Below are 14,909 nucleotides of genomic sequence, written 5' to 3'. Positions count from 1 at the left end.
AGACGACGCATGACAAAAATCCTGGATGATGCGGAGAGCTTCGCAAGCGCGGCACTGGCAGGCTTTTCAAAGGCCTATGGCCGCTATGTCCATCTGGTCGCCGGCGGCGTGGTGCGCGCAACGCAGGTTCCCGACGGCAAGGTCTCGGTCATCGTCGGCGGCGGCTCCGGTCACTACCCGGCCTTTGCCGGCTATGTCGGCCCCGGCCTTGCCGACGCTGCGGTGGCCGGCGAGATCTTCGCCTCGCCCTCCACAGCCGGCATTGCCCGCGTCTGCCGAAGGGCCAGCCATGGCGGCGGTATCCTGCTCGGCTTCGGCAACTATGCAGGCGACGTGCTGAATTTCGGCGTGGCGGCAGAGCGGCTGCGCGCCGAAGGGATCGACGTCAGGATCGTCGAGGTGACGGACGATGTCGCGAGCGCACCCGCAGATCAGCACGAAAAACGCCGCGGCATCGCCGGCGATTTCCCGGTCTTCAAGATTGCCGGCGCGGCGGCCGAGGCCGGCCTCGCACTGGACGCGGTGGAGCGCATTGCCCGCCATGCCAATGACAGCACGCGCTCTTTCGGCGTGGCATTCGGCGGCTGCACCCTGCCCGGTGCCGGCGAACCGCTCTTTACCGTGCCGAAGGGCCGAATGGCCCTTGGTCTCGGCATCCATGGAGAGCCCGGCATCGAGGAGCGTGATCTGGCAACGGCCACGGAGCTCGCAACCCTGCTTGTCGACACATTGCTGCGCGAGAAGCCGGAGAACAGAACGCGGGCGGCGGTGCTGCTCAACGGTCTCGGCGCGACGAAATACGAGGAGCTGTTCGTCCTGTGGGATGCCATCGAGACGAAGCTTCGGGCCGAGGGTATCGAGATGATCGGCGCCGAGGTCGGCGAACTGGTGACCAGCCTCGACATGCAAGGCTGCTCCCTCACGCTCACCTGGCTGGATGACGAGCTGGAGCGCTACTGGCTTGCGCCCTGCGACACACCGGCCTTCCGACGGGGCGACATCATCGCCACAACGGCGGCCCCAAGCGTTGCCGGCCAGCACGACGAGGCGATCGACTATCCGCCGGCATCCGCAGTCTCGCGAAAGGATGCGGCCTGCCTTGCCGGGCTGTTCGAGGCCATCGCACAGGCACTGGGCGATGCCGAATCCGCGCTGGGTGCCATGGACGCGCTTGCCGGCGACGGCGATCACGGACAGGGCATGCGCCGCGGCGTCAATGCCGCCCGGACGGCCATCGATCTCGCGGTTCAAGGGGGCGCGGGTGCCGCGACGGCGCTGGCGGTTGCAGGTGACGCCTGGGCAGACCGCGCCGGCGGCACCTCCGGGGCGATCTGGGGCCTGCTGCTGCGCTCCTGGAGCCGATGGCTTTCCGACGATACCGGCATCGACAGCCATGCTGTCGCCAGAGGCGCCCGCGCGGCACTCGACGACGTCATGCGTCTCGGTGGCGCCAGGCCCGGCGACAAGACCCTTGTCGACGCCTTCCTGCCCTTCGTCGAAACCCTTGAAGGGGCGATTGCCGCGCAACAATCCCTGCCCGCGGCCTGGAATGCGGCAGCGGCCGCCAGCCACAAGGCGGCCGAAGCGACAGCGCCCCTGGCACCCAGGCTCGGCCGGGCCCGTCCCCTCGCCCAACGCAGCATCGGCCACCCGGATCCGGGCGCAACGTCCCTGGCGCTGGTCGCGCAGACGATCGGAAAGCGGCTCGACGGCTAGCATCGCGTTAACCGTCAACCGCTCCGCATCGCCTGCTTTTTAAAAGCAGCGGCGGGCGCGGGCAGTCATTGGCAAGGCGCGCACCTCGCGCTGCGACAAATTATTACAATTTTCCCCGGCGCTGGGATATCTCTGCGACAAACCCCGTCTATCAACAGATCTGAATATGGCCGGCCATGCTGATGGGCGGCTCGGTCTGCGCGATGACGGGGAGTTGAAGAATGGCGGTCGTCTTTCATCTGAATGGCAGTCCGGTGCGCTATGACGGCGATCCGGACACGCCGCTGCTGTGGGTCGTCAGGGACACGTTCGGCCTGACCGGCACAAAGTTCGGCTGCGGCGTCGCCCAATGCGGCGCATGCACGGTGCATGTCGACGGCAAGAACAGGCGCTCCTGCATCGCCCCGGTCTCGAGTGTCGAGAACCGGTCGGTGACGACCATCGAGGGCCTTGATGGTCCGCTTGCGGCCGCGGTTCAGGATTCATGGACCGAGATCAACGTGCCCCAATGTGGCTACTGCCAGTCCGGCCAGGTGATGTCCGCCATCGGCCTGCTGGCCATCCAGCCTCAGCCGACGGACACCGACATAGATCGAGCCATGGCCGGAAACATATGCCGCTGCGCCACTTATGTGCGCATCCGCAAGGCCATCCATCAGGCCGCAGCAAAGATGAGGGCCTGAGATGCGTCTTGCGACAACCCGCCGCTCGTTTATCGCCCGCGCCGCCGGTGGCCTGGTGATTTCGATGTTTCTCCCCACCCTGGCGCGTGCCCAGGAGATCCGACGCCTCAGGCCGGAAGAGATGCGCGAGGTGCCGGCTATGCCCAATGCCTTTCTGCGGATCGGTGAAGACGACATCGTCACGGTGATTTCCAAGCATATCGAATTCGGCCAGGGGACCTTCACCGGCCTTGCCACGCTCGCCGCCGAGGAACTCGATGCGGACTGGAGCCAGATGCGGGTCGAAAGCGCGCCGGCCGATGTCACTCTTTATGCGAACCTGAACATGGGCCAGCAGGGCACCGGCGGCTCGTCGGGAATGGCCAACAGCTATTACCAGATGCGTAAAGCGGGGGCTGCGGCGCGCGCCATGCTCGTCGAGGCTGCGGCCCGTGCCTGGCATGTTCCGGCAGCCGACATCACCGTCAACCGCGGCACGATCGCCCATGCCGCCAGCGGTCGAACCTCCGGTTTCGGGGCCTTTGCCGGGGCGGCAGCCCTGATCGAAATCCCGCGCGACCCGATCCTCAAGGATCCCGCCACCTTCACTCTGATCGGCTCGGAACTTCCAAAGATCGACACCACTGCGAAGTCGACGGGCAAGGCCAGCTATTCGATCGATGTTCAGCGACCGGGCCTCGTGCAAAGCGCGATCCTGCACCCTCCTGCGTTCGGCGCCACCGTGAAGCGGATCGACGCGACACGGTCCGAAGCCATTCCGGGCGTCCTGAAGGTGATGCAGGTTCCGCAGGGTATCGCGGTGATCGCCAATTCGCGGTTCGCCGCCCAGCGTGGTCTGGCGGCACTGATCGTCGAATGGGACATGAAGGATGCGGAACGGCGCTCGAGCGAAGAGATGTACCGTGCCTATGCCAGCGCCGCCCGCGACCCTGGCGCCGACGCAGAGACCCGCGGAACGGGCGCAGCAGCCCTCGACGGCGCCGCCCGCAGCATCGAGGCCGAATACCATTTTCCGTTCCTGGCGCATGCGACGATGGAGCCCCTGGGCGCCGTGGCCGAAGTCGGTCCCGACAGCGCCGAGTTCTGGATGGGCAGCCAGCTTGTCACGCGCGACAAGAAGGAGATCGAAACGACCCTGTCGATGGCACCCGAGCAGGTGAAGATCCATACCATGTTTGCCGGCGGCAGCTTTGGTCGTCTGGGAACACCCGACGCCGAATTTGCCGCCGAGGTCGCGACGATTGCAAGAGACTGGGGCAAGGGGCCGGTGAAGCATCTCTGGAGCCGTGAAAACGACATTCGCGGCGGCCGCTACCGTCCGATGTCGGTGCACCGCCTGCGGGGCGGGGTCGACGAAAACGGCGATATCGTCGCCTGGGATCAGGTGATCGCCATCCAGTCCTTTCTGAAGGGAACCGCCTTCGGCGGCGCGGTTCGAAACGGCATCGACGGCTCCGCCGTGGAGGGCGCGCGCGGGATGGTCTACGACATCCCCAACCTCCATGTCGGCTTGCATCTGATGGAAAACGGCGTGACCGGCAATTTCTGGCGTTCCGTCGGCAGCAGCCACACCTGCTATTCGGTCGAGACCTTTCTCGACGAGCTGCTGGTGCTCGGGGGCAAGGATCCCGTCAACGGCAGGCTGGCGCTGATCGGCGACGAGGATGCGCGCCTGCGCGGCGTGCTCGAACGGGTCGCCGACATGGCCAACTGGTCGGGCACGAAAGGCAATTCTGGCCGGGCGCTCGGCGTCGCGGTGGTCAAATGTTTCCGAAGCTATGTGGCGGAAATCGCGGAAGTGTCGCGCGGAGACGACGGCTTGCCGAAAGTGCACAGGATCTGGTGCGCGGTCGATTGCGGTGTCGCCATCAACCCGGACATCATCCGCGCACAAATGGAGGGCGGCATCGGATTTGCCCTGGGCGCGGCGATGTATAGCGAGATCACGATCGGCCCAGGCGGCGTGCCGCAGCAGGGCAATTTCGACCGCTATCGCTCGATCCGCATGTCTGAAATGCCGAAGATCGAAGTGTCGATCGTAAAATCGACGGCGGATCCGACCGGCGTCGGGGAACCCGGCGTCCCACCTGTCGCGCCGGCGGTCGCAAATGCATGGCGCGCTTTGACAGACAAGCGTCTGCGGGTTCTGCCCTTCACCCGGGGCGTGCAGCTATGAGTTTTTTCTTTCAACGGACAACATGGATGGCAAGTGCCGCACTGGTCGCGGCAGGTCTGGTTCTCGCCGGGATCGCCGGCGTCGCGGATTCCGCCGAGGTCGAATTGCGCGCACCGGACGCCTTTGCCGATATTGGCGACGGCAATGCACGTTCGAAGGCCCTTTTCACGGAAATGGGCAAGGTCATCGAGAGCCCGCGCTGCATGAACTGCCATCCGAGAACCGATCGGCCGACCCAGCATGAGGGGCTCGCCCACACACCGCCGGTCTTGCGCGGGCCGGATGGACGCGGCGTGGCGGGCCTAGAATGTTCCACCTGCCACGGCGCGGAAAACGTCACCTTTCCGGATGGCAAGGGCAGCATTCCCGGCCATGAAGACTGGCATCTGGCGCCGAGATCTATGGGCTGGCAGGGGCTCGACCTCAGTGCGATTTGCGCCCAGATCAAGGATCCCGAACGCAATGGCGGCCGGAGCATGGCGGATCTCGTACACCATAACGCAGAGGACACCCTGGTCGGGTGGGCCTGGAACCCCGGCATCGGCCGTATGCCGGCACCCGGATCGCAGCAACTGTTCGGGGAACTGACCCGCGCCTGGATCGCATCGGGTGCCGCCTGCCCCGATCCCCTGGCCAACTGAGGAGGCAAGATCCGCTTTGCCACACGCCATCGGACACAAGAGCGAACCTGCCCGTGATGGGAACCGAAGTGCGCACCCGGAGGATCCCTTGAGCTGCGCCAAGGCGTCGCTGCCGGCCCCCGTGCTGGACCGGTTGTTCGACATCCTCCAATCCGATGGCCAGCTCGGATCGCACACCGACATGCCGCATGCGGCCTGCCGGGAAACCGCCGGCATCCTGGACTATCTCTTCGATGCAGCCGAGATCGACCGCGTCGCTGGGCCAGCGTCGGTCTCAGATACGACGCATGACAGGCTGCCTGCAACACACGCCGACCTTGTCCGCGTTCCGTGGGGCGAAGCGTACCGCGCCGGTTACCGTCAGTTTTTCCATGCTGCCGGGCCGCAGATCCTGTAAAACGGGCAGGACTGACGGGGATATCAGATGCAACATTCCGCGCACATTGCAATAGTCGACGACCACAAGGACATCCGGGATCTGGTCGGGCAATACCTGCAGCAGCACGGCTACAAGGTGAGCATGGCAGAGAGCGGTGCCGCGCTTCGCAAGATCCTGGAGAGTGGCGATATCGACCTTGTCGTGCTGGATATCATGATGCCGCATGAAGACGGTTTGACGGTCTGCCGCCAGATTCGCAGCGCCACCGAGGTGCCGGTGATCTTTCTGACGGCCATGGCCGAAGATACCGACCGCATCATCGGGCTGGAAATCGGCGCCGATGACTATCTCGTCAAACCCTTCAATCCGCGCGAACTGCTGGCCCGCATTCGGGCCGTCCTGCGCCGGGTCAACAGCCTGCCGGCCCAGCACAAGTCGGCGGCAAGCGACAAGACGGTCCGTGTCGGGCATCTGCGCCTAAACATCGCGCGACAGGAACTGCTGGGCGAGGAAGGCGTCGGCATTTCGCTCAGCACGGCCGAATTTCGATTGCTCAAGGTGCTGGTCGAACGCCGCGGGACGGTTCTCAGCCGCGATCAGCTGCTGAGCCTGACGGCCGGACGAACCGCCGACGTGTTCGACAGAAGCATCGACAACCAGGTCAGCCGGCTGCGCAAGAAGATCGAGCATGATCCGAAAAATCCTTCGATCATCAAGACCCATTGGGGCGGCGGATACAGCCTTTGCATGGATGTGGACCCGGAATGACGCATTGGTGGAAGAGGAGCCTGACCGGCCAGCTGATCGGCTTCACGCTGATGGCCCTGGTCGTGGCGCAGGCTTTGACATTCCTGATCTCCTGGGACGAGCGATCGAAGGCGCTGCTCGCCGCGGCCAAGAGCGAGTTCATCAGCCGGACCGTGTCCGTCACCCGGCTGATCCAGGTTCTGCCGCCGGAATTTCGCCAGCAGGCGCTTCTGGCGAGCGAAACGAACTATACGCGGTTCTGGATTTCCACCGACGGGCTCGAACCGCTCGACACCTGGAGCCGGCGAGCCTCGAGCGAGCTCAAGCGACCGCTGGCAAACTTCGTCGACTTCAGGGAGAAATTGGGACTGAGCCCGGATAGGCATACCGGCGCGGCTGCCGCCACCTCCGTCGAGCCGAAAGCCGGCAGCACATGGGTTGAACCATCGAGTCTTCTCTGGAGCTTTCCGCAACAGGCCCGTTTCATGACCTTCGACGGACATGAGGGCCTCGGAATCGCGATCGAACTGGATAGCGGCCAGTGGCTCAACACCGTCTATCATCGGCCTCACACTGGCTCCTGGTGGAGCACCGGACCTTTGACATCAATCGGGATCACCGCGATCGGCCTTGCGGTGATCAGTGTCTTCATCGCCGCCCGGATCGCCCGACCGCTGAGACGACTGGCGGTTTCGGCCGAAGCTCTCGGACGCGGTGAAAACCTGCCGCCGCTACCGGAAAAGGGTCCCGACGACATCCGGCGAACGGCAGAGGCGTTCAACCGCATGCAGGAACGGCTGCATCGTTTCGTCCAGGACCGCACGCGCATGCTCGCCGCCATCGGCCACGACCTGCGCACGCCCCTTACATCGCTGCGCCTGCGGGCCGAATTCGTCAGCGATCCCGATGTCCAGGAAAAGATGCTGGCGACGATCAGCGAACTGGAGGCGATGACGGTCGCCGCGATTTCCTTTGCGCGCGGTGAAAGCAGCGGCGAGGAGACGCGGGCGATGGAGCTCGATGCGCTGGTAGGCAGCGTTTGCGACGATCTGGCGGACCTTGGGCAGGCGGTCAGCTATGCCGAGGGCCCGCAAATAACCTACCGATGCCGACCGGACGGCCTGCGCCGGGCGATCCGCAACCTGCTCGAGAACGCGGTCAAATATGCCGGTGGCGCCAAGGTCTATATCCGCCATTCCGGTGCCACGCTCGATATCGTGGTGGAAGACAGCGGTCCGGGTATTCCCGACGAGATGAAAGCCAGCGTATTCGAGCCCTTCGTCCGTCTGGAAGCGTCCCGCAACCGCGACACCGGCGGCGTCGGGCTCGGACTGTCGATCGTTCGCGCCGTGGCCCGCCAGCACGGAGGCGACGTCACCCTGAAGGACAATGACCCGGGCCTGAGGGCGATAATCTCCCTGCCGGCCGAAAGTGCTGCCGCCTCGGGGAAAAGCCGAAAGGCCTAAGCCGGCGATCCACGCTTTTTTAAAGATCGCGAAGCTCCCTGCCGAGGGCCTGGATACGCTGAAAGGCCGCGTATCGCTCTGCGTGGCCGCGCCGGACCCGTTCATCGGGGCGATATACCGCTTCCAGGCGACTCATCTGCGCCATCGCGTCCCGCATGTCGGCGAACCCTTCGGCCGCCACAGCGCCCAGGATTGCCGCGCCGAGGAGCACCGGCTCTTCGGCAACCGGTGCCGCCACCGGCTTGCCGCTGGCATCGGCCAATATCTGGCGAATGAACGGATGCTGGCCCGCACCGCCGCTGACCACCACCTGTGCGATATCCGCGCCGGCCTTGGCCTGCGTTTCGATGATCTGTCGAAGTCCGTAGCCGATGCCGTAGAGCCCTGCCAGATAGAGCCGGACAAGACTGTCGAGATCGCGCTCCATGCCGAGGCCGGTGATGACGGCGCGCGCCTGCGGGTCGGCGAAGGGTGCGCGGTTGCCGAGGAATTCCGGTACCACATGGATACCCCGCACCTGCTCCAGTGCGTCGGCCGGGTTGGCGCAACGCGCGCTCGCGAGATCGGCCAGCATGACCGGCAGCGCCTTGCCCTGCTGTCGGGCCATCGCCTTTGCCTCACCGGCAAAGGGATGCAGTAAGAGCAGCTGGTCGATCGCCGCGCCTGCAGCGCTCTGGCCACCTTCATTGAGCCACATGCCCGGCACCATCGCGGAAAAATAGGGGCCCCAGACTCCCGGGACAAAGACCGGTTCGGCCGTCGATGTCATGGTGCAGGAGGAGGTGCCGAACACATAGGCCAGACTGTTTTGCGGCGCGCCATCGCCACCGACGGTTCCGATGCCGCCAGCATGGGCGTCGATCATGCCGCTCGCGACCGCCGTGCCGACCGTCAGTCCCATCGCCTGCGCCGCCTGCGCCGTCAGCCCCTTGCCCAGCGCGCAACCGGGCTCGACGATCGACGTGCCGATGCGCTCGAAATTCTCCTCGGCCAGGACGCCCAGACCGATCTGCCGGAAATAGCTGGGGTCCCAGCGCGCCTCATGGGCGAGATAGGTCCATTTGCAGGTGACCGTGCAGGTCGAACGGGAGAGATCGCCCGTGGCACGCCATGTCAGGAAGTCGGCAAGGTCCAGGAACTGCCAGGCGCCGTCAAAGGTGTCCGGTCGGTTTTCCTTCAGCCACAGCAGCTTCGGTGTTTCCATCTCGGGGGAGATCCGTCCACCGACATAGCGCAGCACCTCATGGCCCTCGGCGTTGATCCTTTCCGCCTGGGACACGGCACGGTGGTCCATCCAGACGATGATGTTGCGTGCCGGGTCGTCGGACGGCCCGACGGCAATGGGTCGGCCCTCCTCTCCAAGAACGACCAGGGAGCAGGTCGCATCGAAGCCGAGCCCCAGAACCTCCTGCGCGGTAATGCCGGCGCTGGCGACGCATTCGCGAACACAGTCGCAAACCGCCTGCCAGATCTCGTCGCTCGACTGTTCGACGATGGAGCCGGCCTCCTGGTAGAGGGTGATGTCCCGCTTGGCGGATGCCAGCATCACACCGGACAGGTCGAAGACGCCGGCCCGAGCACTGCCCGTCCCGACATCGACGCCGATGACATAGCCCTTGCTGATGGTTTCGTTCGCCATGGCTTGTTTTCGCATTCGTGGAAGACAGAAGGCTGCCGCAGTTCGACGGCAGGCCTTTCGATCAGAGATCGACGCTGTTGGGCAGGATCACCAGATCCCGGATGGTGACATTGCGGGGACGCGACAGCATGAAGAGAACCGCGTCCGCAACCTCCTTCGGCTGCATCAGACTGCCATTGGCAAGCGCCTCCTCCATCTTGGCCTTTGGCCAGTCATCCAGAAGAGCCGTTACCACCGGTCCCGGCAGGACAGCACCGACGCGCACGCCGTGCTGGGCCACCTGGCGCCGGGTCGTGTGGACGAAGGCCTGCACCGCGAATTTCGAGGCCGTGTAGATCGGCTCCCAGATCACCGGCACGACGCCGGCAATCGAGCTGGTGAACAGGATATCGCCTGTCTTCTGTTCGATCATGTGCGGCAGCACGGCATGCACCGAGCGAAACGCCGCATTGATGTTGAGGTTGAGCATGCGATCCCAGGCATCGGGATCTCCCTCCGCCACCGGACCGCCGATATAAGCGCCGGCATTGGCATGGAAGATGTCGAGACCGCCGGCCTTTTCAAGGATGCGCGGCAAGATGCCGGAGACATCCCTGGGATCGAGAAGGTCGACCACCAGCGGAATGGCGCGCTCGCCCAACTCCATGCAGAGCGTTTCGAGCTTGTCCCTGGCGCGATCGATCAGAACGACCTTCCCACCTTCGGCGAGGAGTGTCCTGGCGCATTCCAGACCGATGCCCGAGGCGGCGCCCGTGATTGCTGCCACTTTGCCGTCCATGAGATTACCCATGATCTTTATTCCTTTCTTTTCGCTCAGGCGCGGCCGTGGCTGACACGAGAACGGCGCGCCAGCGAATCGACGATGACGGCGATCGCCAGGACCGCGCCGGTGATCATGTAGCGCAGGGACGAGTTGAGGTTCAGAAGAGTCAATCCGTTGGAGATCGCCTGAATGACGATCACCCCGAGCAGCGCCGAATAGGCACTGCCACGGCCGCCGAACAGGCTGGTGCCGCCGATCACCGCCGCCGCGATGGCATTGAGGTTCACGTCGCCCGTGCCGGCCTGCTGGCTGGAGGAGGCAAGACGCGAGGCCGATAGAATGCCGCCGAGCGAGGCAAGCGTCGAACACAGGATGAAGGCGCTCATGTAGATGCGGCGGACATTGATGCCGGAGCGGCGCGCAGCCTCCCGGTTGCCACCGACCGCAAACATCGAGCGACCCCATTTCGTCTTCGTCAGCGCATAGTTCAAGATCACCACGAAGCCGACGAAAAGGCCGAACATCCACGGAACGCCGCGACCGAGGTTCAGATAATATGCGGCAAATTCCAGGGCAACGGTGAAGATCCCCGCCTTGAGGACAAGCGCGCTCAAGGGCCCGGCCGACAGGTTCATCTCTCTGCGGCGGCTGCGCGCCTTCAGACCGGCAAACAGGATGATCGCACCCGGCAGGAGCGCCAGCAGATAGGACACCCAGGCCGGCATGACCAGGATCTGGCCAAAGCGGACAAGGGCGGAGGCGTAAGGCAGATTGATGCTGCCGGTCGGGCCGAGGATGTAGAGCTGCAAACCCAGAAGGGCCAGCAGCCCGGCAAGGGTGGCGACAAAGCTCGGCATCCCCAGGCGATTGTAAAGCACGCCGTAGACCGCGCCGACCAGCGCGCCGACGACGAGCGCTGCGATGATGGCGCCGATGACCGGCCACCCGGCATTGACCCAGAAGACCCCGATAATGGCAGAGGCCAGACCGCTCATCGAGCCGATCGACAGGTCGATCTCACCGAGCATCAGGACGCAGACGACGCCGAGCGAGATAAAGCCGACGGTCGCACAATCAAACAACAGGTTGACCAGGTTGTTCGGCGCGAGAAAGACCGGATTCAAGACGCTGAACACGACTGAAATGACGACCAAGCCGACGGCAACCGGCAACATGCCGAGATCGCCCGAGCGGACGCGGTCGATGAAGGCCTTGACCATTCCGAACACGCTGTCCTGATGGTGCACGCGTTCATCGCTGCGGTCGAGTGCCAGGGCAGCGGGGGCCGGGGCTGGCATTTCCTTTGACGTGTGGTCGTTCATGCGGGCCTCCCGCCAAGTTCGGTGGTGGCGCCGGCACGACGGTCCATGCGCCTCGAAACGGAATTTTCCGTCGCCCCGGTGATCGCGGCGACAAGTTCCTGGTTGGATGTCTCCGGTGTGAAGACACCGTTGTTGCGCCCCAGTCGCAGCACCACGATACGGTCGGCGACGGCGCGAACGTCTTCCATGTTATGGCTGATGATGATGACGCCAAGGCCGCGCTCGCGCACCCGTTCGATCAGGTTCAGTACCTCCGCCGTCTGCGCCACGCCAAGCGCTGCCGTTGGCTCGTCCAGCATGATGATCTTCGGATTGAGCAGCAGCGACCTGGCGATCGCCACCGTCTGCCGCTGACCGCCGGACAGCGAGGCGATCGGCTCGCGGACGGAGGGAATGCGTGCCGCCAGTTCGCGCAGAAGCGTCCAGGCCCGAACCTCCATCGCCACTTCGTCGAGATTCCATGGATCGATTTCGTGGCCGAGGAACAGATTGGCCACGACATCCAGATTTTCGCAAAGCGCGAGATCCTGAAAGACGGTGGCTATGCCGAGCTCGAGCGCGGTGCTGGGGCTGTCGAGCGATACCGCCCGGCCGCAGAATTCAATCGTTCCGGATGACGGCTGGTGCACTCCGGCCAGCGTCTTGACGAGCGTCGACTTGCCCGCGCCGTTGTCACCGACCAGGGCCACGACCTCGCCGGCCCTGACTTCCAGGTCGATATCCGTCAGCGCCGAGACGGCGCCGAAATTCTTTGACACCTTCTCTAGACGAAGGATCGTGGTTCCTCTTTGCGGCGGAGAGTTGTCTTCGCGGATCATGATAGGCCTCCAGGCTGCGGGACGTCCGACCGGGCGCCGCCCGGTCGGATATGCGGGATGTCCCTTACTCGGTGATACCAAGCGTCTTGCAGGCCGCGGCATATTCGCCGGTGCACACTTCCTCGGCCGTCTGGATCTTCTTGTCGAAGATTTCCGCCTTGATGTTCTCGGCCGTGACAACGGCCGGAACGAAGAGTTCCGATGGCGTCTCGTAGAGCTTGGTCTTCGCCTCGGGCGTCTCGCCCCTGGCCAGCTGCACGGCGACCTTGGCTGCGGCAGCCGCCACGATCTCCGACGGCTTGGAGATGGTGTTGTATTGGTCGCCGGCGATGATCAGCTGCAGCGCCGCGATGGTGGCGTCATTGCCGGTCACCGGCGGAACCGGCTTGACGCCGGCGGCCTTGAATGCGGCGATCGCGCCGCCGCCCGTGCCGTCATTGGCAGCGACCACGCCCTTGATCTTGTCGCCGAAGCGGGTGATCTGGCCGGCCGCCCATTCCTGCGCCTTCGGCGGCGCCCATTCCGGCGTGTCGTATTCGGCCAGCGTCTCGTAACCGGAATCCTTCAGGCCGCGATGAATGCCGTCCCGGATCAGGCCGGCGGCGGCGTCTGTCGGCGAGCCGTTGATTTCCAGGACGCCGGAACCTGCTGCAACACCCTCGGCCTTCAGGTGTTCGACGAGCGACACCGCGATGGCATGGCCGATCCCCTCATTGTCGAAGGAGACATAGTAATCCGCAGGCATGGCCGGAATCGGACGATCATAGGCGATGACCTTGACGTTCTGCGAATGGGCGATCTGGACCAGACCGGCGGCCGCCGACGAATCGACCGGATCGAGAACGATGACGGTGGCTCCCTGGGCGATCACGGAATTGAATTGCTGTTGCTGCAGCGAGGCATCGGCATTGGCATTCTGGTAGATGACCGTGCAATCGGCACAGAGCTTCTCCATTTCGGCCTTGAAGCCGGGGAAATCGTGCTGCTCGTAGCGGGTCGATGCCTGGTCGGGCATCAGAAATGCGACTGTTGCGGCATCCTGCGCCTGCGCGACACCGGCAAGACCGGCCAGCGACGCTGCGGTTGCCATCAGGAAATTGCGAATTTTCATTGTTTCCTCCTCCATCGCGAACCTTCTGTCAGGCCGCGCTCGACTGTCCTCTTCCATGCGATCGCCAGACCTCGCCCTCAGCCTGTTGCCACACCCGCCTTCGCCTATCGACGCGACGCCTCTGGCGTCGGCGCATTGGGCAAAGCCAAACTGTCGGCAACACCTCCCGACAGGCCTCCACAACCCATGACTACATCGATGAAGCAACTTTGCTCAATCGATGTAGCAACAATTGTCACGCAGAGGATTAGATGTCAAGTTGGTAAAAAGCGGAGCGACAAGAGTGAATCAGCAAAAGCCGGCCAAGCGCACGACGATCTACGATCTGGCGGAACTCGCGGGCACCTCGGCCAGTGCCGTCAGCGCGGTGCTCAACGGCAATTGGAAGAAGCGCCGGATCAGCAGTCAACTGGCTCAGAAGATTAGCAAAATCGCGGAGGAACAGGGGTATTCCGTCAACATGCAGGCAAGCCTGCTGCGCCGCGAGAAATCGAAAATCATCGGGATGATCGTGCCCAAATACGACAACCGCTATTTCGGTTCGATCGTCGAGCGCTTCGAGGACATGGCGCGCGAACGCGGGCTTTTTCCGATCATAACCTGCACCCGGCGCGATCCGGAACTGGAAGTGGAAGCGGCCAAGACCATGCTGTCTTACCAGGTCGATTGCCTGATTTCGACCGGCGCGACCGATCCCGACCGGATCACCGACATCTGCCACGCTGCCGGCGTGCAGAGCCTCAATCTCGACCTGCCCGGCACCAAGGCGCCCTCCGTCATCTCGGACAACTACGCCGGCGCCCACGACCTGACGCGCCGGGTTCTCGAAAACACGCTTGCGACGCTCGGACGGCTGACGCCTCTCGTCTTTGTCGGCGGCCGCGGCTCGGATCACAATACGGCCGAGCGTATCCGCGGCTTTGCGGCCGCGCATGCGGAAATGGAGCTGAACGTCGAGGCAAGCCATATCCTGGCCTGCGGCTATGCGCCGGATAGGGCGGAGGCAGCACTGACGGAGATGTGGCGCAAGGACGGCGACCTGCCGAAGGGGATGTTCGTGAACTCGACGATTTCGCTGGAAGGGGTCATGCGCTGGATCAACCGGCAGGACGCCTACCGCCTCCAGCCGCCGCTCCTCGGCTGCTTCGACTGGGACCCCTTCGTCGCCCTGCTCGGAAACGGCATAGAAATGGTCCGCCAGGACGTCCCCGCCATGCTGGAGGCGGTGTTTTCCATGATGGAGGAAAACACGCAAAAACCCCTCGTCAACATGATCCCGCCAATATTCGGGGGGTGACGTGTCCGTAGCAGACGAGAGGATAAGCCGGTGTTGAGGGAGGGGCGTCTTCGCCGCCTGGAACGGCAAAAAGCTCCTCGCTGTGTGCTGAGGAGCTTTGTGTGTGGTTTTTTAATTGTTTGTTGATTTGGTTGCGGGGGCAGGATTTGAA

Annotated in this window: 13 protein-coding genes; 8 read left to right on the top strand and 5 right to left on the bottom strand. The window is 64.0% G+C overall.

Translation table 11 applies throughout. The features are described from left to right. Positions 1-9 precede the first annotated feature (9 nt). The 7 genes from J2Z17_RS14760 to J2Z17_RS14730 all read left to right on the top strand — a co-directional run bounded on the left by J2Z17_RS14760 (position 10) and on the right by J2Z17_RS14730 (position 7,808). Positions 10-1,716 carry a dihydroxyacetone kinase family protein gene (locus tag J2Z17_RS14760; protein ID WP_209946374.1) on the top strand — a complete coding sequence of 569 codons (1,707 nt, stop codon included), beginning with the start codon at positions 10-12 and terminating at the stop codon, positions 1,714-1,716. A gap of 221 nt (positions 1,717-1,937) precedes the next feature. Further along, complete coding sequence (locus J2Z17_RS14755) at positions 1,938-2,399, top strand: (2Fe-2S)-binding protein (RefSeq protein ID WP_209946372.1); 462 nt, start codon at positions 1,938-1,940, stop codon at positions 2,397-2,399. 1 nt (position 2,400) lies between these two features. Further along, on the top strand, positions 2,401-4,575 hold the full coding sequence (locus J2Z17_RS14750) for a xanthine dehydrogenase family protein molybdopterin-binding subunit (RefSeq protein WP_209946370.1): 2,175 nt from the start codon (positions 2,401-2,403) through the stop codon (positions 4,573-4,575). A 26-nt stretch (positions 4,576-4,601) separates the two neighbouring features. Beyond that, entirely contained in the window at positions 4,602-5,216 is a 615-nt protein-coding gene (locus tag J2Z17_RS14745; RefSeq protein ID WP_245224127.1) for an Isoquinoline 1-oxidoreductase subunit, read from the top strand. Between the two features lie 88 nt (positions 5,217-5,304). Continuing rightward, positions 5,305-5,613: a hypothetical protein gene (locus J2Z17_RS14740; protein WP_209946365.1), complete on the top strand. Its 309-nt coding sequence runs from the start codon at positions 5,305-5,307 to the stop codon at positions 5,611-5,613. Positions 5,614-5,640: 27 nt separating this feature from the next. Continuing rightward, the gene (locus tag J2Z17_RS14735; protein WP_209946363.1) at positions 5,641-6,363 is read left to right on the top strand and encodes a response regulator; all 723 of its coding nucleotides are present in this window, start codon (positions 5,641-5,643) and stop codon (positions 6,361-6,363) included. Next, positions 6,360-7,808 carry an ATP-binding protein gene (locus J2Z17_RS14730; RefSeq protein ID WP_209946361.1) on the top strand — a complete coding sequence of 483 codons (1,449 nt, stop codon included), beginning with the start codon at positions 6,360-6,362 and terminating at the stop codon, positions 7,806-7,808. The genes J2Z17_RS14735 and J2Z17_RS14730 overlap by 4 nt, the downstream gene beginning before the upstream one ends. Positions 7,809-7,827: 19 nt before the next feature. Here the strand turns inward: J2Z17_RS14730 and J2Z17_RS14725 are convergent, their stop codons facing one another. The 5 genes from J2Z17_RS14725 to J2Z17_RS14705 all read right to left on the bottom strand — a co-directional run bounded on the left by J2Z17_RS14725 (position 7,828) and on the right by J2Z17_RS14705 (position 13,461). Beyond that, positions 7,828-9,447, bottom strand: a complete 1,620-nt coding sequence (locus tag J2Z17_RS14725; protein ID WP_209946359.1) for an FGGY-family carbohydrate kinase — start codon at positions 9,445-9,447, stop codon at positions 7,828-7,830. Positions 9,448-9,508: 61 nt separating this feature from the next. Continuing rightward, entirely contained in the window at positions 9,509-10,237 is a 729-nt protein-coding gene (locus tag J2Z17_RS14720; RefSeq protein WP_209946357.1) for an SDR family oxidoreductase, read from the bottom strand. Between the two features lie 23 nt (positions 10,238-10,260). Continuing rightward, positions 10,261-11,532 carry a sugar ABC transporter permease gene (locus J2Z17_RS14715; protein ID WP_209946355.1) on the bottom strand — a complete coding sequence of 424 codons (1,272 nt, stop codon included), beginning with the start codon at positions 11,530-11,532 and terminating at the stop codon, positions 10,261-10,263. Next, entirely contained in the window at positions 11,529-12,350 is an 822-nt protein-coding gene (locus tag J2Z17_RS14710; protein WP_209946353.1) for an ATP-binding cassette domain-containing protein, read from the bottom strand. Before J2Z17_RS14710 ends, J2Z17_RS14715 begins: the two co-directional genes overlap by 4 nt. 64 nt (positions 12,351-12,414) lie before the next feature. Next, positions 12,415-13,461, bottom strand: coding sequence for an ABC transporter substrate-binding protein (locus J2Z17_RS14705; protein WP_209946351.1), 1,047 nt, complete (start codon positions 13,459-13,461; stop codon positions 12,415-12,417). 283 nt (positions 13,462-13,744) lie between these two features. Between J2Z17_RS14705 and J2Z17_RS14700 the strand changes: the two genes are divergently transcribed. Continuing rightward, positions 13,745-14,758 carry a LacI family DNA-binding transcriptional regulator gene (locus J2Z17_RS14700; protein ID WP_209946349.1) on the top strand — a complete coding sequence of 338 codons (1,014 nt, stop codon included), beginning with the start codon at positions 13,745-13,747 and terminating at the stop codon, positions 14,756-14,758. Positions 14,759-14,909 lie beyond the last annotated feature (151 nt).

Source organism: Heterorhizobium halophytocola, assembly GCF_017873095.1.
Taxonomy (GTDB): domain Bacteria; phylum Pseudomonadota; class Alphaproteobacteria; order Rhizobiales; family Rhizobiaceae; genus Allorhizobium; species Allorhizobium halophytocola.
Note: the sequence above shows the minus strand (reverse complement) of the source record. Positions and strands in the feature narration are given on the sequence as shown.

What these genes read in the sequence shown, in the direction of transcription:
- J2Z17_RS14735 (WP_209946363.1), top strand. Translation starts at nt 5,641, where the DNA reads ATGCAACATTCCGCGCACATTGCAATAGTCGACGACCACAAGGACATC.
- J2Z17_RS14750 (WP_209946370.1), top strand. Translation starts at nt 2,401, where the DNA reads ATGCGTCTTGCGACAACCCGCCGCTCGTTTATCGCCCGCGCCGCCGGT.
- J2Z17_RS14730 (WP_209946361.1), top strand. Translation starts at nt 6,360, where the DNA reads ATGACGCATTGGTGGAAGAGGAGCCTGACCGGCCAGCTGATCGGCTTC.
- J2Z17_RS14720 (WP_209946357.1), bottom strand. Translation starts at nt 10,237, where the DNA reads ATGGGTAATCTCATGGACGGCAAAGTGGCAGCAATCACGGGCGCCGCC.
- J2Z17_RS14705 (WP_209946351.1), bottom strand. Translation starts at nt 13,461, where the DNA reads ATGAAAATTCGCAATTTCCTGATGGCAACCGCAGCGTCGCTGGCCGGT.
- J2Z17_RS14745 (WP_245224127.1), top strand. Translation starts at nt 4,602, where the DNA reads ATGGCAAGTGCCGCACTGGTCGCGGCAGGTCTGGTTCTCGCCGGGATC.
- J2Z17_RS14725 (WP_209946359.1), bottom strand. Translation starts at nt 9,447, where the DNA reads ATGGCGAACGAAACCATCAGCAAGGGCTATGTCATCGGCGTCGATGTC.
- J2Z17_RS14755 (WP_209946372.1), top strand. Translation starts at nt 1,938, where the DNA reads ATGGCGGTCGTCTTTCATCTGAATGGCAGTCCGGTGCGCTATGACGGC.
- J2Z17_RS14760 (WP_209946374.1), top strand. Translation starts at nt 10, where the DNA reads ATGACAAAAATCCTGGATGATGCGGAGAGCTTCGCAAGCGCGGCACTG.
- J2Z17_RS14715 (WP_209946355.1), bottom strand. Translation starts at nt 11,532, where the DNA reads ATGAACGACCACACGTCAAAGGAAATGCCAGCCCCGGCCCCCGCTGCC.
- J2Z17_RS14710 (WP_209946353.1), bottom strand. Translation starts at nt 12,350, where the DNA reads ATGATCCGCGAAGACAACTCTCCGCCGCAAAGAGGAACCACGATCCTT.